The 25,572-nt window shown below is 55.1% G+C and carries 28 protein-coding genes; 7 read left to right on the top strand and 21 right to left on the bottom strand.

Features of this window, described 5'->3' with window-relative positions; genetic code table 11:
- Positions 1-68: 68 nt before the first annotated feature.
- Genes ACRBB0_RS13445 through ACRBB0_RS13435 form a run of 3 tightly spaced genes read right to left on the bottom strand, consistent with a single transcriptional unit; the run spans position 69 to position 3,776 of the window.
- Positions 69-1,892, bottom strand: a complete 1,824-nt coding sequence (locus tag ACRBB0_RS13445) for a cation:proton antiporter (RefSeq protein ID WP_431374954.1) — start codon at positions 1,890-1,892, stop codon at positions 69-71.
- A 30-nt stretch (positions 1,893-1,922) separates the two neighbouring features.
- Positions 1,923-2,543, bottom strand: a complete 621-nt coding sequence (locus tag ACRBB0_RS13440; protein ID WP_431374953.1) for a hypothetical protein — start codon at positions 2,541-2,543, stop codon at positions 1,923-1,925.
- 51 nt (positions 2,544-2,594) lie between these two features.
- Positions 2,595-3,776: a deoxyguanosinetriphosphate triphosphohydrolase gene (locus tag ACRBB0_RS13435; RefSeq protein WP_431374952.1), complete on the bottom strand. Its 1,182-nt coding sequence runs from the start codon at positions 3,774-3,776 to the stop codon at positions 2,595-2,597.
- Between the two features lie 76 nt (positions 3,777-3,852).
- Here ACRBB0_RS13435 and ACRBB0_RS13430 point away from each other — a divergent pair, with 76 nt between their 5' ends.
- Positions 3,853-4,176, top strand: a complete 324-nt coding sequence (locus tag ACRBB0_RS13430) for a HesB/IscA family protein (protein WP_431374951.1) — start codon at positions 3,853-3,855, stop codon at positions 4,174-4,176.
- Positions 4,177-4,200: 24 nt separating this feature from the next.
- Here the strand turns inward: ACRBB0_RS13430 and ACRBB0_RS13425 are convergent, their stop codons facing one another.
- The 3 genes from ACRBB0_RS13425 to ACRBB0_RS13415 all read right to left on the bottom strand — a co-directional run bounded on the left by ACRBB0_RS13425 (position 4,201) and on the right by ACRBB0_RS13415 (position 6,803).
- Positions 4,201-5,136, bottom strand: a complete 936-nt coding sequence (locus tag ACRBB0_RS13425) for a DMT family transporter (RefSeq protein WP_431374950.1) — start codon at positions 5,134-5,136, stop codon at positions 4,201-4,203.
- Positions 5,133-6,191, bottom strand: a complete 1,059-nt coding sequence (locus ACRBB0_RS13420; RefSeq protein WP_431374949.1) for a DUF6902 family protein — start codon at positions 6,189-6,191, stop codon at positions 5,133-5,135. The genes ACRBB0_RS13425 and ACRBB0_RS13420 overlap by 4 nt, the downstream gene beginning before the upstream one ends.
- 72 nt (positions 6,192-6,263) lie before the next feature.
- A complete protein-coding gene (locus ACRBB0_RS13415; RefSeq protein WP_431374948.1) occupies positions 6,264-6,803 on the bottom strand; it encodes a hypothetical protein in 540 nt (179 codons plus the stop codon).
- A 301-nt stretch (positions 6,804-7,104) separates the two neighbouring features.
- Here ACRBB0_RS13415 and xth point away from each other — a divergent pair, with 301 nt between their 5' ends.
- The 4 genes from xth to grxD all read left to right on the top strand — a co-directional run bounded on the left by xth (position 7,105) and on the right by grxD (position 8,751).
- A complete protein-coding gene (gene xth, locus ACRBB0_RS13410; protein ID WP_431374947.1) occupies positions 7,105-7,899 on the top strand; it encodes an exodeoxyribonuclease III in 795 nt (264 codons plus the stop codon).
- A gap of 109 nt (positions 7,900-8,008) precedes the next feature.
- Positions 8,009-8,245 (top strand): BolA/IbaG family iron-sulfur metabolism protein, encoded by a 237-nt coding sequence (locus ACRBB0_RS13405; protein ID WP_431374946.1) that lies wholly within the window; start codon positions 8,009-8,011, stop codon positions 8,243-8,245.
- Between the two features lie 4 nt (positions 8,246-8,249).
- Entirely contained in the window at positions 8,250-8,396 is a 147-nt protein-coding gene (locus ACRBB0_RS13400; protein WP_431374945.1) for a hypothetical protein, read from the top strand.
- Positions 8,389-8,751 carry a Grx4 family monothiol glutaredoxin gene (gene grxD / locus ACRBB0_RS13395; protein ID WP_431374944.1) on the top strand — a complete coding sequence of 121 codons (363 nt, stop codon included), beginning with the start codon at positions 8,389-8,391 and terminating at the stop codon, positions 8,749-8,751. Before ACRBB0_RS13400 ends, grxD begins: the two co-directional genes overlap by 8 nt.
- A gap of 73 nt (positions 8,752-8,824) precedes the next feature.
- On the opposite strand, the gene ACRBB0_RS13390 is transcribed toward grxD, so the two are convergent.
- Positions 8,825-9,223, bottom strand: a complete 399-nt coding sequence (locus ACRBB0_RS13390; RefSeq protein ID WP_431374943.1) for a cell division protein ZapA — start codon at positions 9,221-9,223, stop codon at positions 8,825-8,827.
- The gene (locus ACRBB0_RS13385) at positions 9,223-10,026 is read right to left on the bottom strand and encodes a hypothetical protein (protein WP_431374942.1); all 804 of its coding nucleotides are present in this window, start codon (positions 10,024-10,026) and stop codon (positions 9,223-9,225) included. Before ACRBB0_RS13385 ends, ACRBB0_RS13390 begins: the two co-directional genes overlap by 1 nt.
- Before the next feature lie 227 nt (positions 10,027-10,253).
- Between ACRBB0_RS13385 and tkt the strand changes: the two genes are divergently transcribed.
- Positions 10,254-12,272 carry a transketolase gene (gene tkt, locus ACRBB0_RS13380; RefSeq protein ID WP_431374941.1) on the top strand — a complete coding sequence of 673 codons (2,019 nt, stop codon included), beginning with the start codon at positions 10,254-10,256 and terminating at the stop codon, positions 12,270-12,272.
- 83 nt (positions 12,273-12,355) lie between these two features.
- Here tkt and lpxB read toward each other — a convergent pair whose 3' ends face one another.
- The 12 genes from lpxB to frr form a co-directional block, all read right to left on the bottom strand.
- Complete coding sequence (gene lpxB, locus ACRBB0_RS13375; RefSeq protein WP_431374940.1) at positions 12,356-13,504, bottom strand: lipid-A-disaccharide synthase; 1,149 nt, start codon at positions 13,502-13,504, stop codon at positions 12,356-12,358.
- Entirely contained in the window at positions 13,505-14,293 is a 789-nt protein-coding gene (locus tag ACRBB0_RS13370) for an LpxI family protein (RefSeq protein ID WP_431374939.1), read from the bottom strand.
- A gap of 6 nt (positions 14,294-14,299) precedes the next feature.
- Positions 14,300-15,085 (bottom strand): acyl-ACP--UDP-N-acetylglucosamine O-acyltransferase, encoded by a 786-nt coding sequence (gene lpxA / locus ACRBB0_RS13365; RefSeq protein WP_431374938.1) that lies wholly within the window; start codon positions 15,083-15,085, stop codon positions 14,300-14,302.
- On the bottom strand, positions 15,082-15,543 hold the full coding sequence (gene fabZ, locus ACRBB0_RS13360) for a 3-hydroxyacyl-ACP dehydratase FabZ (protein ID WP_431374937.1): 462 nt from the start codon (positions 15,541-15,543) through the stop codon (positions 15,082-15,084). Before fabZ ends, lpxA begins: the two co-directional genes overlap by 4 nt.
- A gap of 75 nt (positions 15,544-15,618) precedes the next feature.
- Positions 15,619-16,191, bottom strand: coding sequence for an OmpH family outer membrane protein (locus ACRBB0_RS13355; RefSeq protein WP_431374936.1), 573 nt, complete (start codon positions 16,189-16,191; stop codon positions 15,619-15,621).
- Positions 16,192-16,195: 4 nt separating this feature from the next.
- Positions 16,196-18,598 carry an outer membrane protein assembly factor BamA gene (bamA, locus tag ACRBB0_RS13350; protein WP_431374935.1) on the bottom strand — a complete coding sequence of 801 codons (2,403 nt, stop codon included), beginning with the start codon at positions 18,596-18,598 and terminating at the stop codon, positions 16,196-16,198.
- A 118-nt stretch (positions 18,599-18,716) separates the two neighbouring features.
- Positions 18,717-18,848 carry a hypothetical protein gene (locus ACRBB0_RS13345; RefSeq protein ID WP_431374934.1) on the bottom strand — a complete coding sequence of 44 codons (132 nt, stop codon included), beginning with the start codon at positions 18,846-18,848 and terminating at the stop codon, positions 18,717-18,719.
- A gap of 82 nt (positions 18,849-18,930) precedes the next feature.
- Positions 18,931-20,271 carry an RIP metalloprotease RseP gene (gene rseP / locus ACRBB0_RS13340; protein WP_431374933.1) on the bottom strand — a complete coding sequence of 447 codons (1,341 nt, stop codon included), beginning with the start codon at positions 20,269-20,271 and terminating at the stop codon, positions 18,931-18,933.
- A 28-nt stretch (positions 20,272-20,299) separates the two neighbouring features.
- The gene (dxr, locus tag ACRBB0_RS13335; protein WP_431374932.1) at positions 20,300-21,466 is read right to left on the bottom strand and encodes a 1-deoxy-D-xylulose-5-phosphate reductoisomerase; all 1,167 of its coding nucleotides are present in this window, start codon (positions 21,464-21,466) and stop codon (positions 20,300-20,302) included.
- A gap of 5 nt (positions 21,467-21,471) precedes the next feature.
- Positions 21,472-22,242 (bottom strand): phosphatidate cytidylyltransferase, encoded by a 771-nt coding sequence (locus tag ACRBB0_RS13330; RefSeq protein WP_431374931.1) that lies wholly within the window; start codon positions 22,240-22,242, stop codon positions 21,472-21,474.
- A complete protein-coding gene (locus tag ACRBB0_RS13325; RefSeq protein WP_431374930.1) occupies positions 22,239-22,964 on the bottom strand; it encodes an isoprenyl transferase in 726 nt (241 codons plus the stop codon). Before ACRBB0_RS13325 ends, ACRBB0_RS13330 begins: the two co-directional genes overlap by 4 nt.
- A 120-nt stretch (positions 22,965-23,084) precedes the next feature.
- Positions 23,085-23,648 carry a ribosome recycling factor gene (frr, locus tag ACRBB0_RS13320; protein WP_431374929.1) on the bottom strand — a complete coding sequence of 188 codons (564 nt, stop codon included), beginning with the start codon at positions 23,646-23,648 and terminating at the stop codon, positions 23,085-23,087.
- A 202-nt stretch (positions 23,649-23,850) separates the two neighbouring features.
- Between frr and ACRBB0_RS13315 the strand changes: the two genes are divergently transcribed.
- Positions 23,851-24,774, top strand: a complete 924-nt coding sequence (locus ACRBB0_RS13315) for a GlxA family transcriptional regulator (RefSeq protein WP_431374928.1) — start codon at positions 23,851-23,853, stop codon at positions 24,772-24,774.
- On the opposite strand, the gene pyrH is transcribed toward ACRBB0_RS13315, so the two are convergent.
- Entirely contained in the window at positions 24,771-25,505 is a 735-nt protein-coding gene (gene pyrH / locus ACRBB0_RS13310; RefSeq protein ID WP_431374927.1) for a UMP kinase, read from the bottom strand. The two genes, ACRBB0_RS13315 and pyrH, sit on opposite strands and share 4 nt — an antisense overlap.
- Positions 25,506-25,572: the final 67 nt, after the last annotated feature.

Here is a 25,572-nt window from a genome sequence, read left to right as displayed (position 1 = left end):
CTGTCGGCTCCGAAACTTGGGGCTGCTCTATCACGACTGACGGCAGGGTCAAATGGCGCAAATGGTTTTCACGCTTGCCCATTGGGGAAATCGGCACGCGGCGGGCCAAAGGCCAGAACCTGCGCGCCTGTTGCATCACGCAACGTATCCTCTGGCCCAAGCAACCGCAGACCGCCACCTTTGCCCAAAACAGCGACAGGAATGGCCTGTGGATGCTGGGCACGCCAATCATCTGCAGTGAATTCTTCGGTCAGATTGGTCGTCCGAAAGACCCAGCCTTCGGCCAGTTTAGCGTTCAGTTCGAAAAAGGTCTCATCGCCGCCAATCGGACGCCCGCCCAGTGTCACCGGCAAAGCATGGCGTGAGCTGGTTTCGCGGACCCGACGCAATTGAAACACATGCGAACGCCCGAATTCTGGGGCCAAATCCGTGGCAACCAACGTGTTATATGCGTCATTATCGGTGGCGCTAATCAAGGTGTCATAGGCGACCAAATCCAAACGGTCTTCGGCGGCTTCAGACAGGATATCGCCATAGTACACGGGCACCCCGGCCTCGCGGGCATTGCGCAGATGGGCGTGGTTTGGGTCCGCCAGAAGCACCTGCAGTCCCAGCTTTTCCAACGCCTGGGCCAAGGCCACAGACCAGCGCGAGCCGCCAAGAATGAGAACCCCCGGCGTTGTGCCCGCCGTGAGGCCTAGCCAGCGGGCCACAGGTGTCAGGGTAAACCCATGCAACACAACCGTCGACAACACCAAGGCAAAAGCCAAAGGGGCGATCCGTGCACCATCTTCGACACCAAGTTGCGCCAGTCGTTCTCCAAACAGTCCGGCAACTGCCACCAAAACCACGCCGCGCGGGCCCGTCATCGCCACCAGCGCACGTTCCCGCCACGGCACATTTGTAAACGCCAATGCGCCAAGGACCGGCAAAGGCCGGGCAATAAAAATGACCGCCAACACAAACAAGGCCGCGCGCCAATCCAGTGCCGCCAAGGTCTCGGCGCTCATATTCGCCGATAGCAGGATGAAGACTCCCGAAACCAACAACACGGTCGCATGTTCCTTAAAGCGGCGCAGTTCAACGTAACTAGGCAAGTCAGAATTGGCGACCCACAGGCCCATAAGGGTCACGGCCAACAATCCACTTTCATGCAGCACCGCGTCGGACGCCGCGAAAACGGCAATCAAAACAACAAACAAGACTGGGATCTTCATGTATTCCGGCACCCATCCTTGACGGAAAGATTTGGCAATGCCCCATCCGCCCAAGACACCCAGCACGCTGGCGCAGCCAATACCCAACACCAATTGCTGCGCGGCGTGACCGGCGCTTTCGGTACTGTTGAGCACCACAACAACTTCAAAGGCAAGGACCGCCGCCAAAGCCCCTACAGGATCGTTGACGATCGCCTCCCATTGCAGCAACGCTGCGGGGCGTTTTTGTAGCCGAGCTTGGCGCAAAAGTGGGGCTATGACCGTTGGGCCGGTCACAATCATGATGCCACCAAACACCGCCGATGACGCCCATCCCAACCCCGCAACATAATGCAAAACCAGTGTCGACGCGAGCCAACCCAATGGTGCGCCGACAATCACCAACCGGCGCACGCCCTTGGCGGCGTCCGACAGGCTGTGCAGATTCAAAACCATCCCACCTTCGAACAGAATAATCGCAACGGCAATGGCCACCATAGGCTGCAAAAGGTCGCCAAAATGCTGGGATGGGTTCAACAGACCCAAACCGGGCCCAACTGCCAAGCCAGCGGCCAGCATCAAAACAATCGCGGGCAGTCTCAGACGCCAGGCCAACCATTGGCTTCCGACCCCCAGCACACCAACCAATGCAAACGCTAAAACCGGGTCCAAACCCGCACCTGTGGAAACCGCCATGTCGTACCCTGCCCTTGTTCGCACCTAGTCTTAGCGCAGGTCAGGGGTCCAGTCGATCACCATACCTGATTTCACTCCGCGAGACACCGGATGGCACAGCATCAAAACAGTGTCGGTCGCCGAAACAAGGCCTTGCGGGGCCCAGTGATGGTCACGCCCCGGCAGCCCAACACCAAGCATTCGAATTGGGTCTGCACCATTGGAAAAGCGTTTCAACAAAGCGCGATAGCTTGATTTAGGGCCATGCACTTTCGTGGTGTCAACATCGGTCGGAACGGCCACAACCCCCAAGGCTTTGCCGGCTTCCAAACCGCTTCTCAAAGCGGCAGTTAGCCCAGTGCTACAGGCGAAGGCTTCGGACAAAACCCCGGAAGACACATCTGAGGACAGCGCCATCACATCTATGTAAATGTGGATCGGCTGATCAGCCCAAGCCTCGCTCAGAAGCCGCAAAATATCTCGCCAACCAGAATGGAGAGCCAAGGGTTCAATGCGGGCCGGATCGTGCTTTGCTACGCCACGCAGGCCGGTGTCATCGTGCCCAATAGCAACGACGGTCGCCCCAAACCCCGCCAAACGTTTGCACAGCGCAGCCCCCAAAGGATGCTCGGCCCCGACAACAACAGCGACTTTGTTTTGAAAGCGCGACACACCGAGCACCCACTCTACCCCAAATTGATTTTGATGTGTGTGGCACAAAGGTTAAACAGGTGAAAGGCCGCTGTGGCCATTTGGATCAAGAACATCCGTCCCAGTGAGCTCGGCATGCTGTTGAAGAGCAAACCTATCGGTCATTCCGGCGATATAATCGGCCACCAGCCGTGCCTTTGTTGTCTCATCCTCGAGCGCACTTTGATCAATGAGCCAACGATTGGGCAGTCGCGACGGATCGGCCATGTAGGCCGGAAACAAATCATTCAGAGCAACCGTCACACGGCGGCGCTGTTCCATTACCGATGGGGCGCGGTACATATTGGTAAACAAGAAATTGCGGATCTCTTTTAGGTCCGTCCAACAGGCGTCGGAAAACGCAATGACCGGACGGCCCAGTTCCCTTATGTCTTGGGCTGTCGCGCATCCTGCCCCCTCAAGACGCTGCCGCGATTCGGTCAAAACATCCGTGACCATAACTCCGAACACCCGGCGGAGCGCCTCGTGGCGACGGCGATAGGCGTCAATATCTGGGTAAGCCTTGTCGACCTCAGCATAGGCGGCCCCGACAATCGGCAGCTCCATAATTTGCGCTTCGGAAAACAATCCTGCTCGCAACCCGTCATGCAAATCATGATTGTTGTAGGCAACGTCGTCCGACAAAGCCGCCACCTGCGCTTCGGCGCTGGCATGGGTGTGCAATTCCAGATCGTGTTTGGCGTTATATTCCGTCAGCGCATAGGGAATATCCCCCTCAACAGGACCATTGTGCTTGGCAATCCCTTCAAGCGTGTCCCAAGTCAAGTTGAGCCCATCAAACTCAGCATAATGACGTTCAAGCCAAGTAACGATCCGCAGTGTTTGGGCATTGTGATCGAACCCGCCATAGGGCTGCATCAAGAGCGCCAAAGCATCTTCGCCCGTATGACCAAACGGCGTGTGCCCCAAATCATGCGCCAGCGCCACGGCTTCTGTCAGGTCGGTATTCAAGTCCAGCGCATTGGCAATGGTGCGCGCGACTTGGGCCACTTCGATCGAATGTGTCAGTCGGGTTCGGTAAAAATCACCCTCATGTTCAACAAAAACTTGCGTCTTATGTTTGAGGCGCCGGAAGGCCGAACAGTGAATGATCCGGTCGCGATCCCTTTGAAAACACGAGCGATGAGCGCTCTCTTCTTCTGCATAGAGCCGTCCCCGCGCCGTGTTCGGATCGCAGGCATATGTTGCGCGCATGGCGTGCGCTCCTTGTCGCTTGTCCCAAGCCGCCATATATTGCATTCCAAGGACAAGATAAACCACGAGGATCGCAATGCAATTGCCCCCAATAGTGACCCCCCGCGCCTATGAACGCCTGTCTGAGATCGGTGCCGCGGATGACGGCATGGCCTTGCGGGTCGCAGTCGAAGGTGGGGGCTGTAGCGGATTTCAATATGAGATCAAGCTTGATGCACCCGCAGGAGATGATTTGGTTCTCGAAGTGGATGGCGAAAAGGTCATTGTTGACCCGGTTTCATTGCCCTTCTTGGCCGGAGCAACCATTGATTTCAGCGATGAATTGATTGGGGCACGTTTCACAATAGACAACCCCAACGCCAGTAGTTCATGTGGCTGCGGAACATCATTTTCGATGTAACTTCAATACGCTACCCTGCCATCTTCATTCAGCAGGGTACACGTTGGTTTTCCCAAAGGCCGTTGACACGCGGGATTGTTCTTCCCTAGCAAGCTGGATTTGTTTCTTGCGAGCAAGGCTCTCTTCAACCACAAGCCAAAGCCCCGATGCGATCACCAGCATCACACCCAAAATTGTTCCCATTTCGGGAAATTCGTTGAACGCGACCATACCGATCGCAACCATCCAGACAAATTGCAGGTTCATCAAAGGTGTCGCCACATAGGCTGGCAGCAGTCTTAACGCTTCGGCCACAACGTACCGGGCACCAAACAAACACACCGCATATCCCACGACCCATCCCGCATCGACCATCGTCATCGGCCGCCACACAAAGGGCAAGGCCACGCCCATTGCGAGCATCAATGCCAGATTCGGCCAAAAGACCTGTGCCAGCGGTGCGCGCTCAACACGGGCAATGACCCGAGCCAAGAGCATCGAACCGGTCCCTGTCACGGCCGCCACCAAGGCCCAAAGATGCCCGGTTTGCGCGCCACTGACACCACCCGGAAGCAGAAAGAACACACCAAAGGCCCCTCCACTCAGAGCAATCCATGCCAAAGGGCGTGGGCTTTCGCCAAGAAGCGGACCTGACATGGCCGCCGCAATCAACGGCATCAAGCCGATGAACAAAAACACATCAGCGAAAGGCAGAAGCATAAAGGCTTTGAAAAACGCCAACGCAGCAATGACCGTCAAAACAGACCGCGCAATCATGGCTTTCCTTGAGATGACTTTTAGTGTGCCACCTCCCGTCACGCGCGCCGCGCCTGCTGCCATCAAGACAACCAAGGCCGAGGACAGAGCGAACAGCTGTGGGGCTTCATAGCCGCCAGCAATGAATTTGGTAATCCCATCTGCCCCAGCCATCATACCTGTATATATAATGACGAGCAGCGCGCCGAGTGTTGTCGCCTTCATGCCGAGCCTGCCCGGGCGAACCCTTCGAAAAATGCATCAAATTCGGTGCTGCTTTCGGCGGCGATATTCAGAACATCCCGCGCCTCTGGGGACAGTTGAGGTGTCATGCGATTGCGCATCACTTCCCAATCTGTGCAACGGGCATCATCCAAAGACAGCATGACTTGGCTTATTTCACGCAAGGCGGTTGGGCGTTGGTGACGCTCAAAACGCATCCTCCCGGCTCCGAATGCTTTGCGAAACACAGGTCCCCCCGCAACGGCCTGATGCCAGTTGCAGACGAAAAACTCATGATAGTCATCGTTCAGCGGCACAGTGTCCCCCTCTTCGATCGCAAACCCTAGTGTTTCGCCTTCCAACCAATCCGTCCAAATCGCCGGCGGAATGACACCAGAAAATCGTAAAGCGATACAAATCTCAGCGAGCAAATCAGCGTTCTGATCCAAGAAAGCGGTCAATCCGGCAAAATGCAAGCTCAGCTTCCCTTCTACGCTAAGGTTCGGATCACGTCGACCATACTCGCTCAGGTAGAATGAAATATGTGTCAATTCATACGCAGCTTTCTTGTTTGGAAGCGTAAACGTACGCGTTCTTGCTGAAAAATTACGCAATCTGTCATCGAGTCCGTCGTCCTTGATCGGCTCAACTCCGCGCCGAATCATCAACCGCCGCGCCTCGGCGCGTTGCAAATCCGACAATTCCGCCTGCGCCAAACCTTCTGATTTGGCGAAATCGACCATACGCTGTGCTGTGTCACCCGGCATTCCAAGATCCTCTAGATCCAAAGCAAGGGACAACAAAAAGCGGTAGTATTGTGGAAAGAATTGCAGCCGTTTTTCGGCTTGTTCATAAAATCCTTCGTAAACCTGAAGGGCCTCTGCGGGCACAGGCTGTCCTGTACACTCCAGAATATTCAACAATTCTGCATTTTCTTTGAGCCAAAACACGTCATCCCCGATGCGACGTGATTGAGAAAAGCAGCCCAGAAGCGCGGCAATCCGCGCCTCCAGAGGCAGAATCCGGGTCGGTACGTTGAGCGCGACGACATTTGTCATTTAAAGAACTCCTCTAGTTCGGTGAGGCAGAGCGGCCATCGCCCTACCCGGATTCTGAAGCCTTAGGCTGGTTTAGGCTGTGACCGGGCCGGACCAGGACGTGAACGCTTCAACATTGTCACCTGCATCGGTGTTACCTGCTGCTGGACCAGACCAGGATGTGAACATTTCAACATTGTCACCCGCATCGGTGTTGCCTGCTGCAGGGCCAGACCAAGATGTGAACATTTCAACATTGTCACCCGCATCGGTGTTGCCTGCTGCTGGACCAGACCAAGAGGTAAACATCTCTACGTTGTCTCCGGCATCTGTGTTTCCGCTTGCAGGTCCGCTCCAAGACGTGAACATTTCTACAGCGTCACCTGCGTCTGTGTTGCCTGCCGATGGGCCAGACCATGAGGTGAACATTTCAACCGCATCACCGGCATCGGTGTTGCCGACCGCAGGACCCGACCAGGATGTGAACATCTCGACGGCGTCGCCTGCATCCAAATGACCATCCGCCGGGCCGGACCAAGACGTGAACATTTCAGTTGCGTCGCCTGTCAGTGCGCTTGTTTCGCCGTTGGAAACAGTTTGTTCAGAAATGATGTGCTTGTGTTGAGCTGACATTGGAATTCTCCAGTTTGAGAGTTGCTGTTGTTGCCCCCCAAATCTGCCACCTTAACGCGTTTGCATAATAGTTAATTCCCGTTAAGGTTGTGTTCATTTTAAGTTATCCACATTAGCTTCTCCTCTGAGCTAATTCTTTGTAAACAAATATAAACTTTATCCACAGATTGACTTTTTCTGTGGATAACTCGTAACTTTGCAATGCAACACTTTATTGCAAATTTTTGCGACCGCGAATCGCATTGATTCCTTGCACCGCCCCCCCGCTTTCAGCGATAGAAAAGACAAAGGGAGAGCGCGCATGAAAATCGCCACATTCAACATCAATGGTATCAAAGCACGGCTTCCCGCGCTGCTTGCATGGTTGGACGAAGCACAACCAGATGTGGCGCTGCTGCAGGAAATCAAATCGGTCGACGAAGCCTATCCGCGTCAGGAATTCGAAGATCGCGGCTATAATGTGGAAACGCATGGTCAAAAGGGCTTCAACGGTGTTGCGATTCTGTCCAAACTGCCGCTCGAAGACGTCACACGTGGACTCCCCCTTCTTAAGGACACCGACGAATCAGATGATCAGGCCCGTTGGATCGAGGCCACCGTCATGGGCGAACATCAGGCCTTGCGGCTGTGTGGGTTGTATCTTCCCAACGGCAACCCCTGCCCTGGCCCCAAATATGACTACAAACTGGCCTGGATGAAGCGGCTCGAAGCGCGGGCCAAGCAGTTGATGAATGATGAAATGCCCGCGCTGATGGCTGGCGACTATAATGTCATCCCCCAAGCCGAGGATGCGGCCCGTCCGCAGGATTGGACCGAAGATGCATTGTTTCGGCCAGAAACCCGTGCCGCGTATCGCAAAATTCTGAACCTTGGGTTCACCGAAGCGTTTCGCGCCCGCACCCAAGGCCCCGAGCACTATAGCTTTTGGGATTACCAAGCCGGTGCCTGGCAGCGAAATAACGGCATTCGCATCGATCATTTCCTGCTGACGCCGCAGGCAGCCGACCTGATGACCGATTGCCAGATCGACAGCTCTATTCGTGGTCGTGAAAAACCATCGGATCACGTTCCGGTTTGGATTGACCTGAATATCTAACCCCCCGCGACCAAATGTTGGCCCATTCAACGACCGCAGCGCCTTGCGCATGGGGAGGCATCGCACTACTTCTGTCAGGAAAGCGAAACAACCCGGAGGCCCATGCTCAATGCCGATGCATGCCCAACAAATCGAAGACCTGCTGCGCGAGACATTTCCAGATGCGGAGATTCAGGTCGCTGGCGAGGACGGTGTTCACATGTCTGCCATGGTCGTCGACGAAAGCTTTCGCGGGAAAAACCGAGTGCAGCAACAGCGTGCCGTCTATGCCGCCCTCAAGGGCAAGATGGATGGCTCCACCGGTGAACTGCACGCACTGGCCCTGACCACCAAGGCCCCGGATTAATCGCATGGATGGCGTGGTTGCTTATCTATCAAGTGTCTGGCCGGTTCTGGCCTGCCTCGCCATTTTCGGGACGATAACCTACGGTTCCGTCATGCCCTATGTTCGCAAGGATCGCCAAAGGCGACTTGAAGAGGAAAACCAAGATGACTGATGCAAAAGCCAAGATCGACGAGACCGTCAAAGCCAATGACGTTGTCCTATATATGAAGGGCACCAAAGACATGCCGCAATGTGGCTTTTCCAGCCGCGTTGCTGGTGTGCTGAACTACATGGGGTTGGATTATACCGATGTGAACGTGTTGGCCGATGAAGACATCCGTCAGGGCATCAAAGACTATTCCGACTGGCCAACAATCCCACAGCTCTACGTCAAAGGTGAATTTGTTGGTGGCTGCGACATCATCACAGAGATGACCCTGTCCGGTGAATTGGACACATTGCTGGATGAAAACGGGCTGGCGTATAACAAAGAAGCGGCCGACAAAATCCGCGAAGCCAACGCCTAAGACGCTCTAGGTTCACATTAAAAAAGCGCCCTGTTGTCTGGGGCGCTTTTTGTTTGTCTTATGCAGATGTGGTCTAAGCCAGCTTTTCTTCAACAGATCCAGCCAGCGCTTCGGCCTGAGCTGCAAGTTCCGCCAGACCATCCGAGACATTGGACGGGATCACCGGAACCTCAATTTTTTCAGGCATGGGGGGGGGCGCGTTTTTCAGCTCATCCAATTCCGCCTGTATCCCAGCCATCTTATCTTCGGCCTCACGCAGTTTTTCCTCTAGCCCGGCGGTTTTATCTGCCAACATCAAGCCCGACATCAACAACATACGCGGTTCTGGCATCCGACCAATCTGGCCGACCAAAACAGCCGCTTCGGCATCCAAGAGCTTGGCCGCCGACTGCAAATATTGCTGTTCGCCTTCTTGGCAAGCCACCTCAAACGACCGGCCCCCAATGACAATTTCGACTTCGATCTGAGACATCAGGCGCTCCCTTCACCGGCTGCATCGGCCAATAGAGGCTCCATCGCCGTCAAAATCGCATTGGTTTCTGCGGCATCTGCGGCCTGTGTGGCCCGCAGGTTTTCTAACTCGGCCAACATGGCTTTGTTGATCAAATGTGGTTCGCCGACACCTTGGGCGTTGGCTTCGCGCAGCGCGGTGACCGTTTCCTCAAGGCTGGTATTGGCGGCGCGCAAACGTTGCAACTCGGTATCGAGCTGGGTCATGCTGTCGCGTTGTGCGGCAAGCTGGGCTTGAAGCTCAGCGTCCCCTTCGCTTTGGCCACCACCCGTAGCTTCGCGCGCTGTCAGAACGTTTAAACGTTCCTGAAGCTGCGCATTGGCCATCTTCTCGTCCTCAAGCTCTTCACGCAAAGCATCAAGTTCCGCCGTATCCACAACGGGCGCGTCGACCTGTTCGGGTGCTGGTTCTTCTGTGTCTGCTTGTGGCGCGACCTCAGGTTCTGGTGCCGCTTCAGCCGCGGCTTGAAGCGCTTCCGCAGCTTCGCTTGCTGCGGCCAACTGTTCGGTCAATCGCGCCGCATTGTCTTCGGCGGCCCGCGTTTTCTCCGCTTCGGCGGCTGCGGCTTCGCGTGAGACATTGGCCTCAATCTGTGCCGCCTTGGCATCGTCCTGCGCCGCAACCAATGCGGCCTCAAGCTCGGCCAGTTTGGCTGCCGCCTCCGGGTTTTCGCTGGCTTCGGGCGGTGTATAGCCTTCTACGCTCTGCGAAATCCGGTCCAACGCACGGGTAATACGGCCGTGCAATTCATCGATTTGGGTCATCCTGCCCCCCTAGCCTGCTTCGGACCCATTGTTGGCGCTATCACTTGCGAATCGCGCGTTGGCCCGCTTGGCAGAAAGTTTAACAAGCGCTTACGGAAAAAGCGCCCCTATTAATTCCAATGTCTTAGGCGGAAATGGGCCCTTTTGTCCACAAGGGTACGCTTGCACTTTGGCGTAACGCTGTTATTGAGCGCCCAATCCCCATTCTGGCTGAAGGATCGAACCCGGTGGATATCCAAGAGCTCCGTACACGCAATCCCGATCATTGGATGCGCGCAACTGCTATTCGTGCTTTGGCACTGGACGGAGTTGCTGCTGCCAACTCCGGTCACACAGGCATGCCGATTGGCATGGCCGATGTGGCGACCGTGCTGTTTTCCAAACACATGAAGTTTGACGCAAAAAACCCTGAATGGCATGACCGTGACCGGTTTATCCTTTCGGCGGGCCATGGCTCGATGCTGATCTATTCGCTGCTCTATCTCTGTGGTGATCCCGAGGTCACTTTGGAAGAAGTCAAAAACTTCCGTCAGTGGGGCGCGAAAACCGCCGGCCACCCGGAAAACTTCCTGCTCAAAGCGGTTGAGACAACCACTGGTCCTTTGGGTCAGGGCATTGCAAATTCGGTTGGCTTTGCCATGGCCGAGGAAATGCTGCGCGGTCGTTTCGGCAAAAAGCTGGTGAACCACCATACATATGTCATCGCTGGCGATGGATGTTTGATGGAAGGTGTGAGCCAAGAGGCCATCGGTCTTGCCGGTCGTTATGAGCTGAGCAATCTCATTGTTTTCTGGGACAACAATGACATCACCATCGACGGTAAAGTCTCTCTGTCGGATCGCACCGATCAGGTGGCTCGCTTCAAAGCCTCTGGCTGGCATGTGCAGGAAATTGACGGTCACAATGCCGACGAAATCGACGCTGCCATTACCGCTGCTAAGGCAGATGACCGCCCCTCGATGATCGCGTGCAAAACGCACATCGCCTTGGGCCATGCAGCTCAAGATACCTCAAAAGGTCACGGCGCGCTCACCAACGAAGAGCAAAACGTTGCCGCCAAAGCCAACTGGGGTTGGACTTCGGGTGCTTTTGAAGTGCCCGCCGAGATCAAATCCTGGTGGGATGAGGTCGGTTCGCGCGGCGCTGCCGAACGCGAAGCCTGGGAAGCGCGTTTGTCCGAAAGCTCTGCTGCACGTCAGGCTGAGTTTGAGCGCGTGATGACCGGCGGTGCCCCCAAGCGTCTGTCCGCAGTTGTTAAACAGCTGAAAAAGCAGATCTCGGAAGAGAAACCAAAGGTCGCGACCCGGAAATCGTCTGAAATGGCGCTGAGCGTGATCAACCCGATCATGCCCGAAACCTGTGGCGGGTCGGCGGATCTGACTGGCTCCAACAACACATTGACCGCTGATTTGGGTGTATTTGACACCGATAATCGCAAAGGGCGTTATGTGTATTGGGGCATCCGTGAGCACGGCATGTCGTCGGCAATGAACGGGATGGCGTTGCATGGCGGCATCCGTCCCTATTCCGGCACGTTCATGGCCTTTACCGATTACGCCCGCCCTGCGATGCGTCTGGCGGCTCTGATGAAAACCCCAACCGTGTTTGTCATGACCCATGACAGCATTGGCCTTGGCGAAGATGGTCCAACCCACCAACCGGTTGAACATCTCGCTATTTCGCGTGCAACGCCCAACACTTTGGTTTTCCGTCCGGCGGATACCGTTGAAACGGCCGAAGCTTGGGAAATCGCCATGCGCCAGACCAGCACGCCATCGGTTTTGTCACTGACCCGTCAGGGTCTGCCGACCGTGCGGACCGAGCATAAGAACGCCAACCTGGTGGAAAAAGGGGCCTATGTGCTTGCCGAGTCTGAAGGCAAGCGTCAGGCGATCATTATGGCCACCGGCTCGGAAGTTGAAATTGCTCTGGCTGCGCGGGACTTGTTGCAAGCTGAGGGCATTGGCACCCGCGTGGTCTCCATGCCGTGCTGGGAACTGTTCGAACAGCAAGACGAAAGCTATCGTCGTCGTGTATTGCCACCGTCGGGCCCTGTGCGTGTTGCTGTCGAAGCAGCCAACCGGATGGGTTGGGATCGCTGGCTGTGCGGCGAGCGTGGCAACGCCAAAAAAGCTGCCTTTGTTGGCATGGACGGCTTTGGGGCCTCGGCTCCGGCTGGCACGCTCTATGAGAAATTCGGCATCACCGCTGAAAACGTTGCCGAGCAAGTCAAATCTCTGCTCTGATCACCGTATCGAAGCAAACCAAAAGGCCGCGGATCACCGCGGCCTTTTTTGCATCTGGGTTCTAAATCACGTAGGCGCGCGGGCTATGTCCCCTGCCCTAACCCTCTTAAAACGGCTTTCGCGGCGCGCAATCCGGGATGTTCTCCCCCATGCCCAAGCCGTTGCATCGTCAGCTCCATTGCCTCTGATTGCGCTTGGGGTTGGGTCAACTCATGCAAGACCGCATCAGCGATGGGCCCTGGCAAACAGTCCTTACCGATAAACTCAGGGACAGCACGGGTTTCAGAGACCAGATTGACCAAGGTCACAGTGTCGACCAACATCATCCGACCGATAATCTGACGGCTGAGCCAGCTCATGTCATAGGCGATGACCATCGGCGTGCCTGCCGCCGCCAACTCTAGGGACACCGTCCCTGACGCCGCCAAAGCCACATCAGCAGCCTTAAAGGCCGCTCTCTTTTGCGACCCGTCATCGTCACGCGGATCGATAACCAAAGGGCTGCCCGGCCAATGCTGCACCGCTGCGCGCACGGTTTCGACCACATTCCCCGCCGCAGGCAGAACCAGTTTCATCTCAGGGCGCGCGGCATGAAGTTTGGCGACGACCTGTTCGAACACCGGCAACAGCCGCGATATTTCAGAGCGTCGCGATCCCGGCAATAGCAATGCCAATGGTCCGTCGATGTTATGGGCCTTGCGAAATTCTTGGGCGTCTTGATCGGTCGCAATCGGATCGGTGACAACAGGATGCCCGACAAAATCGCACTCCATCCCGGCGGCCTGCATATAGGGCGGTTCAAACGGCAACAGCGCCAAAACCTGATCAACATGATCAGCCATTTTCCCGGCCCGTTTGGGACGCCAAGCCCAAACCGTAGGGGCAACGTAATGGACAATCCGCACGTCGCTGACCGCTTTGACCAGTTTATTCACCCGCAGCGAAAACTCTGGCAGGTCAATTGTGATCAAAACATCCGGCTGTTCGGCGATAACCGTTTCGGCTGTTTGACGAATGCGGGCCTTTAGGTGTCTGTATTCCTTAAGGATTTCAGACACCCCCATGACGCTAATTTCATCCATGGGAAACAGGCTATCCAAGCCTTCTCTGGCCATCAGCGTGCCGCCAATGCCGCGAAATTCGACGTCTGGCACCAGTTGGCGCAGACCCTGCATCAAGGCTGCCCCCAATTTGTCACCCGAGGCTTCGCCCGCTGTGATAAAAACACGCATCTATTCGGGCCTTTCGCGGATCCAAAGGAACAGCCCTTCAGCGTCCAATCGGCGGAGGGTTTCCTCTAAGTTCAAGACCATCACCCCACCCGCCTCAATCACAATTCCCGCCAGACCAGCCTCGGCGGCTTTGAGAGCGGTTTCGGGGCCGATTGCGGGTAGGTCAGCACGACGCTCTTGGCCAAGCTTGGGCGCTTTGTACAACACACCGCCCGTGGCCTCATGTCCAGCAGCCAGTAGCATGGCATCCGTGCCAGCCTCGGTCTCACGCGCCGCAATGCCACTTCGGGCCACAATACAGGCCTGCCCCAAATCATCGCGCGCTTGCTCAGCACTCACGTCATCGCCGATCCGCGCCAAGCGTTCCGCATCCACAGAAGGCTGAGACAACGTCGGCGTACCGGCATCCGGCAACAGGCTTGGAACGGCATCATGTGCCGCCAACACGGCAAATCCAGCCTCTTCGAACATATCAATGGCAATGCGCAACGCGCCATCATCGCCCCGCCTCAGCGCCCGCAAAATACGTGGGACCATAAGCAACGTGGGGACATCTAACTCTCGCCAGTCAAAGCTCGGGCGACGAACGGCTCCGCACAGGCAAATTTGAGTAACCCCCTGCACCTTGAGCCAGCGCATCAGCCCGCCGATTTTTTCTAGACGAAACACATAATCAGGCACCAGCGTCGTCGGAGCCACATGCTCCAACGCACACACCAAAGGCCGGGTCGGCAGCGCCTCGGCGACCACCGTCGGCAATTCCCCCCGTCCCGCAATCAGTGCCAACATAGAATTTTAGCCCGGTGTCAAAAATGAACGGTCGCTGTCACCCAAGATAAAGGCCACAATCTCCGAAACGTAATCGCTTTCTGTTTCCTCACCCAATCGGCGGGCACGATCCTGAAAGGCCCCCTCGCCTTGGGCAAGCATCTGGAAGGCAGCACGCAACGCGGTGATGTCACTGCGATCAACACCGCGGCGCTTAAGACCGATCAAGTTAAGACCGTCCAGTTTGCCACGCGGCCCTTGGACCAAACCATGCGGGATCACATCGTTGGTCACCATGGTTACGGCCCCAATAATCGCCCCACGCCCAATGCGGACGAACTGATGCACCCCGGACAAGCCACCCACGATGACTTGGTCTTCCAGCACGCAATGCCCGGCAAGCGCGACATTATTGGCAAGGATCACGTTGTTGCCGACGAGAACATCATGCGCAACGTGGCTCGAAGCCATAAACAACCCATCATCGCCAACCTTGGTCAAGCCGCCGCCGCCGGCCGTGCCCGTATTCATTGTCACATGTTCACGGATGCGATTGCGTTTGCCAATTTCGAGACGGGTCTCTTCTCCGCCGAATTTCAGGTCCTGCGGGATTTCACCAATCACAGCGAACGGAAAAATAACGGTTTCGTCGCCGATCGAGGTGTCACCCGTGACAACCACATGGGATTTGAGAACAACCCCATCACCAAGCACAACATGAGGTCCGACGTGACAAAACGGACCGATCATACAATCGGCCCCGATCTGTGCGCCCTCTTCTATGACAGCTGACGGGTGGATTTGGGCGCTCATGCAGGCAGATCCATCATGGCCGTAAATTCGCATTCGGCCGCCATTTCGCCGTCGACCATCGCAACACCTGCAAATCTCCAGACTTTGCCGCCGGGCTTGCCGCGCACAGTTTGAAGGTTCAAGCGCAGCTGATCACCAGGCACAACCTTGCGGCGGAATTTACATTTGTCGATCGACATGAAGTAAACTTTCATGTCCTTGTCGGCCATATCCATCGCAACGCCAACCATAACGGCCGAGGTTTGCGCCATCGCTTCGACAATGGTGACACCCGGCATGATCGGCAGACCGGGGAAGTGCCCCTGAAAATGCGGCTCGTTCATGGTGACATTTTTGATGCCGACACCGGATATATATCCATCAATATCTTCGACACGGTCCACCAGTAAAAAGGGATACCGATGTGGCAAAATACGTTGAATCAACTGGATGTCAGCACTCTTTAGCATGTCAGTCATGAGGCTTACCTTTGTTTTTATTGCTGTTCACTCCCTTACCAACCGACGCGATGCGGGGCAAGGCGGCGTCAGGGGTCAGTCGGGATCAGTCGGGGTTGTCTCAATCAAAGCGTTCACTTCGTCCACGACTTTGTCGGTAATATCAACCGCTGTCACAGAGGCAAAAACACTGCGCTTTTCCAACACAACAACTGCGTTGCTGTCTCGCATGATCTGATTCAAAATTGGTCCCGCAGTCGTGAGAAAATCACGCCGCGCGCTGTCACCGCGCTCGCCTAATTCGCGTGCTTTGGTGTCTTGTTCCCGGCGAAGCTTTTGAACTTTTTGGTCAAAGGCATCTGCCAATTCCCGAAAAGCAGCCGGGTCCATGGCTTTTCTCTGCTCGGTCAGAAGAAGCTCTTCCTCTCGAAGCTCGGCCTCGATTTGCCGATTATCTGCAGCGATCTCCGCTCCAATCTCTTCAAGTTCCAAAGCCAGTTTCTTACCAAGTGCGCTTTGACCAAAAGCCCGGTCAAAATCAATCACAAGGATCGGGCTCTGGACGGACCCTGTGTCAAAACTCCCCGGTATTGTTTGCGCCATTGCCCCTGCATTCACGCCAGCAGCGGCAATCGCGCAAATCAACGCAAAACCCCATGTACGCAGCACGTCCTTAGAACTGCCGGGAAACCGAGATATTAAAGTTGAGCGGTTTGTCATGTTTGTTCTTTTTGACAGCTTCCGAGAAATCGAGCCGCAACGGACCCAAAGCACTGTTCCAGAACACCGACACACCGACAACATGACGCAGTTCGAAATCACTCGATACGATTTCACCACCGGCGGCAGTCGCCAGATCGTCGTATCCGTCATTCACGCCCCATACCGATCCGACATCGTAGAAAAGACCACCCGTCAGGCCGTATTCTTCTGGAAGTCCCAAGGAGAAGTCGGCTTCGAAACGGGCAACGGCGTAGAAATTGCCGCCCAATGGATCGTCGATCCCATCCGCATCGCGCACTTCACGTGGGCCAATGCCGTTTGTCTCAAATCCCCGCATGATGTTTGGACCAATACGGAAACGATCTGTCGCGCGGCTTTCGTTTTTGGAGTAGCTGATGGCCCCCCCCTGGAACGATGCCCGCAAGGTAAGCTCTTCGTTAAAGACTTTGGTTTGCGCGATCGCATGCACTTTTGACCGAACGAAGGCAGAGTTGCCACCGACGCCGGAAAAATCTTGCCCGAAAACGAAGCGGAAACGGCTTGTTGGGCTCAGCCCTGCGCGGATCGTATCAAAGGTGTATGTGTACCCCAAGGAGCTGTCATAGCGCGGGCCAAAGTCAGCTTCGTGCAGAATGACCGCGCCGACTTCTTCATCTTCATCATCCTCGACTTCCGGCGCAGCAATGTCGGAATAGTCCAAGGTATAGCGCAACTGCAGGCGACCGTTCTCGGAAACCGGGAACTCAAAGAACGGGCGGAATACACCATTCGCCGTATCATAGGCCGAGTTTTCGTTGTCAGATTCCGAATAGTTGGCCAGGAAACCGAATTCTAAATCGCGGCCCAAGAAATTTGGCTCACTAAACGACAGCGACGTGCTCTTTGTGGAGGACGATGTATCAAACGAAAGCCCAAAATTCTGTCCGCGCCCCAAGAAGTTTCGCTCACTGAACGACAGATTGACGCCAACACCGCTATTCGTTGAGTACGATCCGCCAAAACCGATAGATCCGGTTGGTTTTTCAGTGACATCAACGTCAACGATCACTTGTTGTGGCGTCGAGCCCTCGCGCGCTTGAACGTCTGCGGATTCAAAGAAGCCTAGGGCGCGAATACGTTCCGCACTTTCGCGGATCGCCCGAGGGTTAAACGGATCGCCTTCGGCAAGAATGAACTGTTCGCGAACAACCCGGTCCAAGGTTGTGGTGTTACCTTCAATGTCGATACGCTCAATAAAGACCTTGGGGCCGTTGGTCAGTTGCAACTCAACATCCAAAGTCAGATCACGATCATTGCGCGTGATCCGAGGTTCAACACGCAGGAAATTAAGCCCTTCGCGGACCGCCAGGCTTTCCAAACGCGCAATCTCATTTTCGATCAATGCTGGTGAGTACACCCGCCCCGACCGTAGTTTGACCTTTTTATCAAACAGTTCGACGTCGACATCCGTCAAATCAGACGTCACCGATACCTCGCCAAACTTGAACTGCTGACCTTCTTCAACACTGAAGGATACAAAATATCCGTCACGTTCCTGAGCAAGCTCAGAGTTCACGCCGGTGATGCGGAAGTCGACATAGCCGCGTGAGGAATAGAAATCGCGCAACAGCTGCTTGTCGAACTCAATACGGTCTTCGATGAACGTGTCTTTTTGGACGACCGAGCGCAAAAGCCCGGCTTGTTTGGTCGCCATAATACGGCGCAAACGACGGTCAGAATAGTTGGAGTTCCCCGTGAAACCGATACGTTCGATCTCAGAAACACCACCTTCAAAAACCTCAAACACCAGATCAACACGGTTGTCGCGGCGCTTGATCACCTTTGGTGTGACTCGTGCGGCGATACGGCCCTGTTGGTTATAGGCTTCGGAGATGCGCTGAGCGTCTTCTTCAGCGACCCGTGGGCTAAAGACGCGGCGCAGCTGCGTTTGAACGATATTTCCGAGAACCTCATCCTTGAGACGCCGATTGCCTTCAAAGGTGATTTTGTTAACGGTCGGGTATTCGACAACCTTGATGACAAGTTTCGAGCCCTGAGGAATGATATCAACGGTTTCGAACAAACCAGAGCCCAGGATGCGCTGGTAGGCGTCGTTCAACTCACCTGCAGACACTGTTTGTCCGCGTGCAATCCCGGCGTAGGAGAGGATCGTCGATCCCTCAATCCGTTCATTACCTTCGATTGCCACACTCGTAAAAACAAAGCTTTGCGCAAAAGCCTGTTGCGGAAGGGTAGCAGCCCCGACGCCTCCGGCCAATGCAATCGCAATTGCCACCGCTTTGGCAGCCCGCGAAACTTGGTTTTCCTGCTTAGAACTCAGCGGCGCTTTACACACCGAAATGACTTTTGCCATTTTCACAATCCACTCCGACATCCCTCAAAGAGTGAGTATCGGGAATGCGGCCCCTTGTCAAAAGGCCATGGCGGTCATTTGCCGGTGAATTTGATCTTTGATCCCCATGGATTGGGGATTATTGGGCCAAAGTCCCAAGATATGCGCCAAAGAACAGTGCGAATACGATGGTGCAGACATAAAGCAACCGGTCCCAATTGATGGAAACCAGCAAGCTCATGCTGCGATAACCTGCTTGAAGGGTGCTCATGGATTCGGTCCTTTCGTTACTGGACTCTGAATACATGGTGAATCAGGCAGGATTACGGCACCCGCCTGACCTATTGTGTCCTTTAGCAGAACAAATCGCTTGAAACGCCGAGGATCATCACCGCCAAAACGACAGTCAGACCAACACGCATCAGAATATCGAGCGCTTTTTCGCTGGGCTGACGCCCGGTCACGGCTTCATAGGCGTAAAACACCAGATGCCCACCGTCCAAAACCGGAATTGGAAAAAGGTTGATCAAACCGACCGCCGTCGACAAGACCGCCACGAACCAGATGAAGTTCGAGGTGCCTTGGCTCGCCATGTCGCCCGATGCCTCTGCGATCCCGATGGGACCAGACAGGTTACAGGTGCTGATCGCCCCGGTGATCATGTGCCACATTCCCGACAATGAGCCCGAAATGATGCGTCCGACCTGATCAATCCCCGCCATAAACGACTCTCCAAAGCCGGGTGTGGTGGTGGCCGGTTCAAACAAAATTCCGCCAATAACACCAATGCGGTAAAACGTTTTGAACGTGTTGTCGGCTTGGGGTTCATCCACGCGACGAGGGGTTAAATCCGTCTGGACCTCTTCCCCATCGCGCCAAATGGTCAATGCCAATGACGCGCCTTCTGATCCTTCGACCTTTTCTTTGAGTTGGTCAAAGGCAAAGACAGGCTCACCGTCAATCGCGACAATTACATCGCCCTGACGCAAACCCGAATCCCCGGCCGCAGAGCGCGGCGCCACCTGGGTCACAATCGGGGGGTACACATACGGGCCAGACACCACCGTTTCAAACCCATCGCGCAAGACTGTATAGTCAAGCATTGGCTTGTGCGGCAGGGCTTTCATGAAAGCTTCATACGAAGCGGCGTCGTCAAATGCCGGCGGTGCGTCGCCTTCGATTTCAAGAATCACATCACCAATTTGCAATTCCTGCTCGACCGGCAGAACCCGCAATTCGCCAACAGTTAGCGGTTCGGTCACGACACCGCGTGCCATGATGACAGCAGTGAACAAGACAATCGACAATATGAAGTTGAAGATCGGTCCGGCGGCGACGGTCGCCGTCCGTGCCCAAAGCGGTGCGCCATGCATGGTCGATCGCATCGCGGTTTCATCCATCCCGTGCAAGGTTTCCCCGTCAATTCCGCCTGACGCATTTGCGTCACCGCGGAATTTTACGAATCCTCCAAACGGGATCGCCGCGATCTGCCACTTGGTGCCATAATCATCATACCGAGACCAAAGAACCGGCCCAAATCCGAGGCTGAACACTTCAGGGTAGATACCGGTCTTTTTGCCGATGATGTAGTGGCCGTATTCGTGGATCGCCACGATGATCGACAACGCCACAACAAAGAACAACAAAGTCCAAAGCAAGCCGCCAAACTGCGGGATCAAAGTCGTCAGGTCCAAAGCATCTGCCTCTTAGGTTGTTTTATTGTTATCGCGCCATGATTTCATCCGCCCGTATCCGAGCGAGATGGTCTGCCTCGGCGACCTTATCAAGGGTAATCTCGGCAGGATTATGACCTTCATAGGTTGAAAGGTCACTAAGTACATCCTCAACAACACCTGCCATGCGCGGGAAAGTGATACGTTCTTGGATAAACGCATCCAGCGCGCGTTCCTTGGCGGCGTTAAACACCGCCCCCATCAATCCGCCTGCCATCATGACCTCACGGGCCAGCCGAAGCGCTGGCCAGCGGGTTTCACACGGATTGCGAAATGTCATCTGCCCCAGCTTCACCAGATCGAGCCGCTCGACCGGAAGAGGTTTGCGGGTCGGGTAATGCAAGGCAAACCCAATAGCGTGGCGCATATCTGGTGCACCGACATGTGCCATCAGCGCGCCATCATTAAAACCGACAAGCGCGTGGATCATTGATTCCGGGTGAACCACGGTCTCAATCTTGTCGGGCGAAATGCCAAAGTACTCTTTTGTTTCAATCAATTCCAAGGCTTTGTTGAACATCGATGCGCTGTCGATTGTGATACGCTGCCCCATGTCCCAATTGGGATGGGTCGCGGCCTGAGCTGGTGTTGCTTTCGCCAGATCTTCGATTGGCCAATCCCGAAAAGCGCCACCGCTGGCAGTGATTATGACCCGCTCCACAGCCGACAGATCTTCGCCAATCATCGCCTGAAACACCGCAGAATGTTCACTATCAACCGGCAGGATTTCGGTTCCGTGGGCCTGTGCCGTGCGCATTATCAAAGGCCCGGCGCACACAAGGCTTTCCTTGTTCGCCAAAGCCAACACCGCCCCGGTTTCCAAGGCTTTCAGGCCAGGTTCTAGACCGGCCGCCCCAACGATCGCAGACATGACCCAATCCGCAGGTCGGCACGCAGCCTCAATCAATGCCTCGCGCCCCGCAGCTACTTCGATATCGGTTCCCGACAATGCATCCTTGAGGTCTGAAAAGCGCGATTCATCAGCGGTCACAGCAACTTGCGCGTTGACTTTGATGGCATCCGCAGCAAGCCGGGAAACGTTTTGCCCCCCCGTCACCGCAACGACATCATAAGCGTTCAAGTCTCGGGCGATCAGGTCAATTGTGCTCTGACCAATAGAGCCGGTCGCGCCAAAAATGGAAATCCGCCGCGCCATCCTGTTCACAGAACCATGTACAGGAACAAAACCATCGACGCCCCGACAACCCCATCAAAACGATCCAGAAAACCGCCATGACCCGGAATCAAGTTGGAACTGTCCTTAACCCCTGCCCGACGTTTGAGCGCGCTTTCAGCGATATCTCCAAGCTGGCTCGCAAAGCTCATCAGCATGGCAACCCCGATGAACAAGATACCGTAATGCCCCATCGCAACTGCGATAATTCCAACGCACCCCGATGCAATCCAACCAGCGATCACACCCGACCAGGTTTTCTTGGGGCTGACACGCGGCCAGAATTTTCGCCCCCCTATAGACTTACCTGCGAAGTAGCCTGCGACGTCAGTAACAATCACGATGATCAGGAGGAAGAACACATGTCGCGGCGATGCCATAAACATTCCCGCCAAGAGATTACCAGTTATCAAAATCGCAAAAACATAGGGAGCGAACAAACGCATATCGCGCTTTACTGCAATCGTGAGCAAAGCCACAAAGACCAACGTCGCCAAAAACGCGAATTGCACCAAGATCCCCAAAAACAATGGGTAGGTCGTAAAGACTACCGCGGTGGTCGCGGCCGCCATGATTTCCGGGAGCATCTGGAAGCGAGGCTCGTGCATCCGCGCCAACTCCCAGACCATCAAACCGGTGGCGATGCAAACGAGGATAGCAAAGTAAAACGGACCCGCCCAGGCCGCGCCGATGGCCACTGCCAATAACACCACTGCAGAAATCAACCTAGGCCCAAGGTCGCGCCATTTATCGGTCATGCTTTAACGCCTCCAAAACGGCGATCTCTGCGGCCATAGCCCCCTACAAGCCGGGCAAATTCCTCGGCAGTGAAATCGGGCCACAAGGTGTCGATGAATTCATATTCCGCATAGGCTGATTGCCAAAGAAGGAAGTTAGAAATTCGCGCCTCTCCGCTGGTACGCACAACCAAATCAGGATCCGGCAAAACATGCGTGTCCAGATACTTAGGAAGGGTTTCTTCATCCACATCCTTTGGATCAATTTTCCCCTCATGTACGTCCTGAGCTAGCCTGCGCGTTGCGCGTGTCACCTCATCTCGACCACCGTAATTAAGCGCGATGGTGAGATTAGTTCCGGTGCAATCCTCAGTAATACGCTCCAGGTCATCCATCAACTGGATCAACTTGGCGTCCAAACGCACACGATCTCCGATAAAGCGAACGCGGACATTCCGATCGCGCAGCGCACGGGTTTCTTTGGCGATGTAGCGTCGAAACAGGCTCATCAATCCTGCGACTTCAACCTGTGTCCGTTTCCAGTTTTCAGTCGAAAACGCAAATATCGTCAGATACTTCACGCCGACATCTGGACATGCCTCAACAACCTCGCGCACGCGCTTGGCCCCGGCGTGGTGGCCAAACAGTCGCGGACGTCCTCGGTTCGTCGCCCAACGGCCATTGCCGTCCATGATAATGGCCACATGGCGCGGGCCAGTGCCGTCACGGAGCGGTTCAGCCATCAAATCGTCCTTTGTCAGTTCCAAATTCGTTTCAACCAAAGGCTAATCCGACCAAAAAACGCGAAAAGGCAGCCTAGCGCTGCCCGACGCCAAAAGGCGGCCACTGAGGCCGCCCTTCAATTAGATCTGCATGATCTCTTCTTGTTTGTTCTCAAGCGCTTCGTCGACCTTCTTGATGTATTCATCGGTCATTTCCTGCACTTCAGATTCCCAAAGCTTCTGGTCGTCTTCCGACATCCCATTGTTTTTGGCTTTCTTGATCTGATCCATTCCGTCGCGCCGCACATTGCGCACTGCAACCCGCGCATGCTCTGCGTAGCCGCCTGCAACTTTGGTCAGCTCGCGGCGGCGCTCTTCGTTGAGTTCAGGAATCGGCAGCATAATGATTGTTCCATTAAGCTGCGGGTTGATCCCAAGACCAGATTCGCGGATGGCTTTTTCGACTTTGCCAACCAGCCCCTTGTCCCAAACGTTGATGGTCACCATGCGTGGCTCTGGCACGTTTACGGTCCCCACCTGATTGATCGGTGTCATGGAGCCATAGGCATCCACCATCACTGGCTCAAGCATTGAGGCCGACGCCCGCCCGGTCCGCAATGATGCGAACTCCGTGCGCAGGTTCGCCATGGCACCGTCCATGCGGCGTGAAATATCATCTGTGTCGAGTTCGAAATCTTCGGACATTGAGGCCCTCGGTCTTCTTCTTGTTTCCGATTGGTCCGGTTCTATGCGCTCGCGCCGTGAATGTATAGGCGGGAAGGCATATCATTTGCACTTGTGCGGGGTTGGATCGGTTTTTGTGGGTTAAAAACTCTTGTGCGAAAGGGTTCGTTTACCAAATTCCGGCATCACTGATCCCCACAGAAGTTGAAACTGAAACCGCAAAATGCATATCTGCTTGATCCTCGCACCGGGCTTTCCGATCCTCACTTACGTTTTGCTGCGTGAAGTGATCAGCCGCGCCAATACCTTGGCTGGCCGAGCATTGTTTTCGATAGAATTGCGGACAGTAACCGGCACGCCGGTGTCATCATTGGACGGAATCGAAATCAGCCCGGACCGCACGGATTGGGAAGATCCGCCAGGCTGGGATTTGGTGATTTTATGCGCGGGCTCCTCACCGCTTGGGCGTCTCCCGATGGGGTTGCGTGGCTTTTTGATGCGCGCCCAAACGGCCGGTGGAACCCTTGCAGGATTTGATGGCGGGGTCACAATACTGGCGGCCCTTAACCTTCTGGACGGCTTCCAAGCTGTCCTCCCCTCCGAGGCAAGCGAAGAAGAAACTGAGATATTATCCCGCATCGCCCCATCTGATCAGTTGTTTTGCTTTGATCGTGGCCGCCTCACTGCGGCAACTGGGCTCGCTGCTGGCGATGCTCTTTTGGCTTGGGTTGCGCGTGTGCATGACCCTGAAATTGCGCGCCAAGTGTCTGACAAATTGTCACTGGGCCATTTTCGAAGTGACGGCGACGCGCGTCATTTACCTCGTGCCGAAGACCCTGTTCTGGCGCGGATGCAATCCATCATGGTCACCCATTTGGGCGATCCACGCCCTATGGACCAGATCGCATCTGATCTTGAGCTGAGCCCAAAACAATTGCGATTGCGATGCCGCAAGGGGCTTGGGCAAACACCAACACAGGTCTACCTCAAACTAAGGCTCGAGCGTGCAGAACAACTTGTGAGAGATACAGTGCTCAGCGTAGAGGACGTGGCGCAAGCAACCGGCTTTGCATCACCGTCCTCGTTCACGCGTAGTTTCAAATCTAGATTTGGCGCACCGCCCCGACAGCTGCGCCAAATGATCTAGCCAGTCACACGTGTATACGTCCCCTTGCCCGCCAAGATACCGCGGAAGCCACCGGGTTCATCCAAGGGGAAAACAATAATCGGCAGGTTGTTGTCGCGTGCCAAAGCAATGGCAGAGGCGTCCATCACCTTCAAATTCTTGGTCAGCACTTCATCAAATGTCACGGTATCATAACGCTTGGCATCATCGTGCTTTTGCGGATCCTTGTCGTAAATCCCGTCGACACCATTTTTACCCATAAAGATCGCTTCGCAGGTCATCTCATTGGCCCGCAAAGCTGCGGCAGTATCAGTGGTGAAATACGGGTTGCCGGTCCCGGCTGCAAAAATACAAACCCGTTTCTTCTCAAGGTGGCGGACAGCACGACGGCGGATATAAGGCTCTGCAACTTCATCCATGCGGATCGCGCTGATTACCCGGCAAAACACCCCCATTTTCTCCAATGCCGACTGCATCGCCAACGCGTTCATGACGGTCGCCATCATGCCCATATAATCGGCGGTGGTCCGCTCCATTCCTTGGGCGCTCCCTGACAAGCCGCGAAAAACATTGCCGCCGCCGATGACCATGCAAATCTCAACCCCAAGGTCGTGAACCGATTTCACTTCTCTGGCAATTCGTTCAACGGTGGGAGGGTGTAGACCAAACCCTTGGTCCCCCATCAAGGCTTCGCCGGAAATCTTCAGCATTACACGATTAAAGGTGGTTTCAGCTGTGTCGCTCGCGGTCATGTTGCGCTCCGTCATGACTGGGGGATATGATCGGGCGCATATTTGGCGCAAAACCGCCGGGGCCGCA

This window comes from Pelagimonas sp. (genome assembly GCF_050633425.1).
Taxonomy (GTDB): domain Bacteria; phylum Pseudomonadota; class Alphaproteobacteria; order Rhodobacterales; family Rhodobacteraceae; genus Pelagimonas.
This window is presented reverse-complemented; position numbering and strand designations above follow the sequence as displayed.

Excerpts from the sequence above, each read along its gene's own strand:
- ACRBB0_RS13445 (WP_431374954.1), bottom strand. The coding sequence starts at position 1,892 with ATGGCGGTTTCCACAGGTGCGGGTTTGGACCCGGTTTTAGCGTTTGCA.
- ACRBB0_RS13435 (WP_431374952.1), bottom strand. The coding sequence starts at position 3,776 with ATGCGCGCAACATATGCCTGCGATCCGAACACGGCGCGGGGACGGCTC.
- ACRBB0_RS13430 (WP_431374951.1), top strand. The coding sequence starts at position 3,853 with ATGCAATTGCCCCCAATAGTGACCCCCCGCGCCTATGAACGCCTGTCT.
- ACRBB0_RS13425 (WP_431374950.1), bottom strand. The coding sequence starts at position 5,136 with ATGAAGGCGACAACACTCGGCGCGCTGCTCGTCATTATATATACAGGT.
- ACRBB0_RS13420 (WP_431374949.1), bottom strand. The coding sequence starts at position 6,191 with ATGACAAATGTCGTCGCGCTCAACGTACCGACCCGGATTCTGCCTCTG.
- ACRBB0_RS13415 (WP_431374948.1), bottom strand. The coding sequence starts at position 6,803 with ATGTCAGCTCAACACAAGCACATCATTTCTGAACAAACTGTTTCCAAC.
- xth (WP_431374947.1), top strand. The coding sequence starts at position 7,105 with ATGAAAATCGCCACATTCAACATCAATGGTATCAAAGCACGGCTTCCC.
- ACRBB0_RS13405 (WP_431374946.1), top strand. The coding sequence starts at position 8,009 with ATGCCGATGCATGCCCAACAAATCGAAGACCTGCTGCGCGAGACATTT.
- ACRBB0_RS13400 (WP_431374945.1), top strand. The coding sequence starts at position 8,250 with ATGGATGGCGTGGTTGCTTATCTATCAAGTGTCTGGCCGGTTCTGGCC.
- grxD (WP_431374944.1), top strand. The coding sequence starts at position 8,389 with ATGACTGATGCAAAAGCCAAGATCGACGAGACCGTCAAAGCCAATGAC.
- ACRBB0_RS13390 (WP_431374943.1), bottom strand. The coding sequence starts at position 9,223 with ATGTCTCAGATCGAAGTCGAAATTGTCATTGGGGGCCGGTCGTTTGAG.
- ACRBB0_RS13385 (WP_431374942.1), bottom strand. The coding sequence starts at position 10,026 with ATGACCCAAATCGATGAATTGCACGGCCGTATTACCCGTGCGTTGGAC.
- lpxB (WP_431374940.1), bottom strand. The coding sequence starts at position 13,504 with ATGCGTGTTTTTATCACAGCGGGCGAAGCCTCGGGTGACAAATTGGGG.
- ACRBB0_RS13370 (WP_431374939.1), bottom strand. The coding sequence starts at position 14,293 with ATGTTGGCACTGATTGCGGGACGGGGGGAATTGCCGACGGTGGTCGCC.
- lpxA (WP_431374938.1), bottom strand. The coding sequence starts at position 15,085 with ATGAGCGCCCAAATCCACCCGTCAGCTGTCATAGAAGAGGGCGCACAG.
- fabZ (WP_431374937.1), bottom strand. The coding sequence starts at position 15,543 with ATGACTGACATGCTAAAGAGTGCTGACATCCAGTTGATTCAACGTATT.
- bamA (WP_431374935.1), bottom strand. The coding sequence starts at position 18,598 with ATGGCAAAAGTCATTTCGGTGTGTAAAGCGCCGCTGAGTTCTAAGCAG.
- ACRBB0_RS13345 (WP_431374934.1), bottom strand. The coding sequence starts at position 18,848 with ATGAGCACCCTTCAAGCAGGTTATCGCAGCATGAGCTTGCTGGTTTCC.
- dxr (WP_431374932.1), bottom strand. The coding sequence starts at position 21,466 with ATGGCGCGGCGGATTTCCATTTTTGGCGCGACCGGCTCTATTGGTCAG.
- ACRBB0_RS13330 (WP_431374931.1), bottom strand. The coding sequence starts at position 22,242 with ATGACCGATAAATGGCGCGACCTTGGGCCTAGGTTGATTTCTGCAGTG.
- ACRBB0_RS13325 (WP_431374930.1), bottom strand. The coding sequence starts at position 22,964 with ATGGCTGAACCGCTCCGTGACGGCACTGGCCCGCGCCATGTGGCCATT.
- frr (WP_431374929.1), bottom strand. The coding sequence starts at position 23,648 with ATGTCCGAAGATTTCGAACTCGACACAGATGATATTTCACGCCGCATG.
- ACRBB0_RS13315 (WP_431374928.1), top strand. The coding sequence starts at position 23,851 with ATGCATATCTGCTTGATCCTCGCACCGGGCTTTCCGATCCTCACTTAC.
- pyrH (WP_431374927.1), bottom strand. The coding sequence starts at position 25,505 with ATGACCGCGAGCGACACAGCTGAAACCACCTTTAATCGTGTAATGCTG.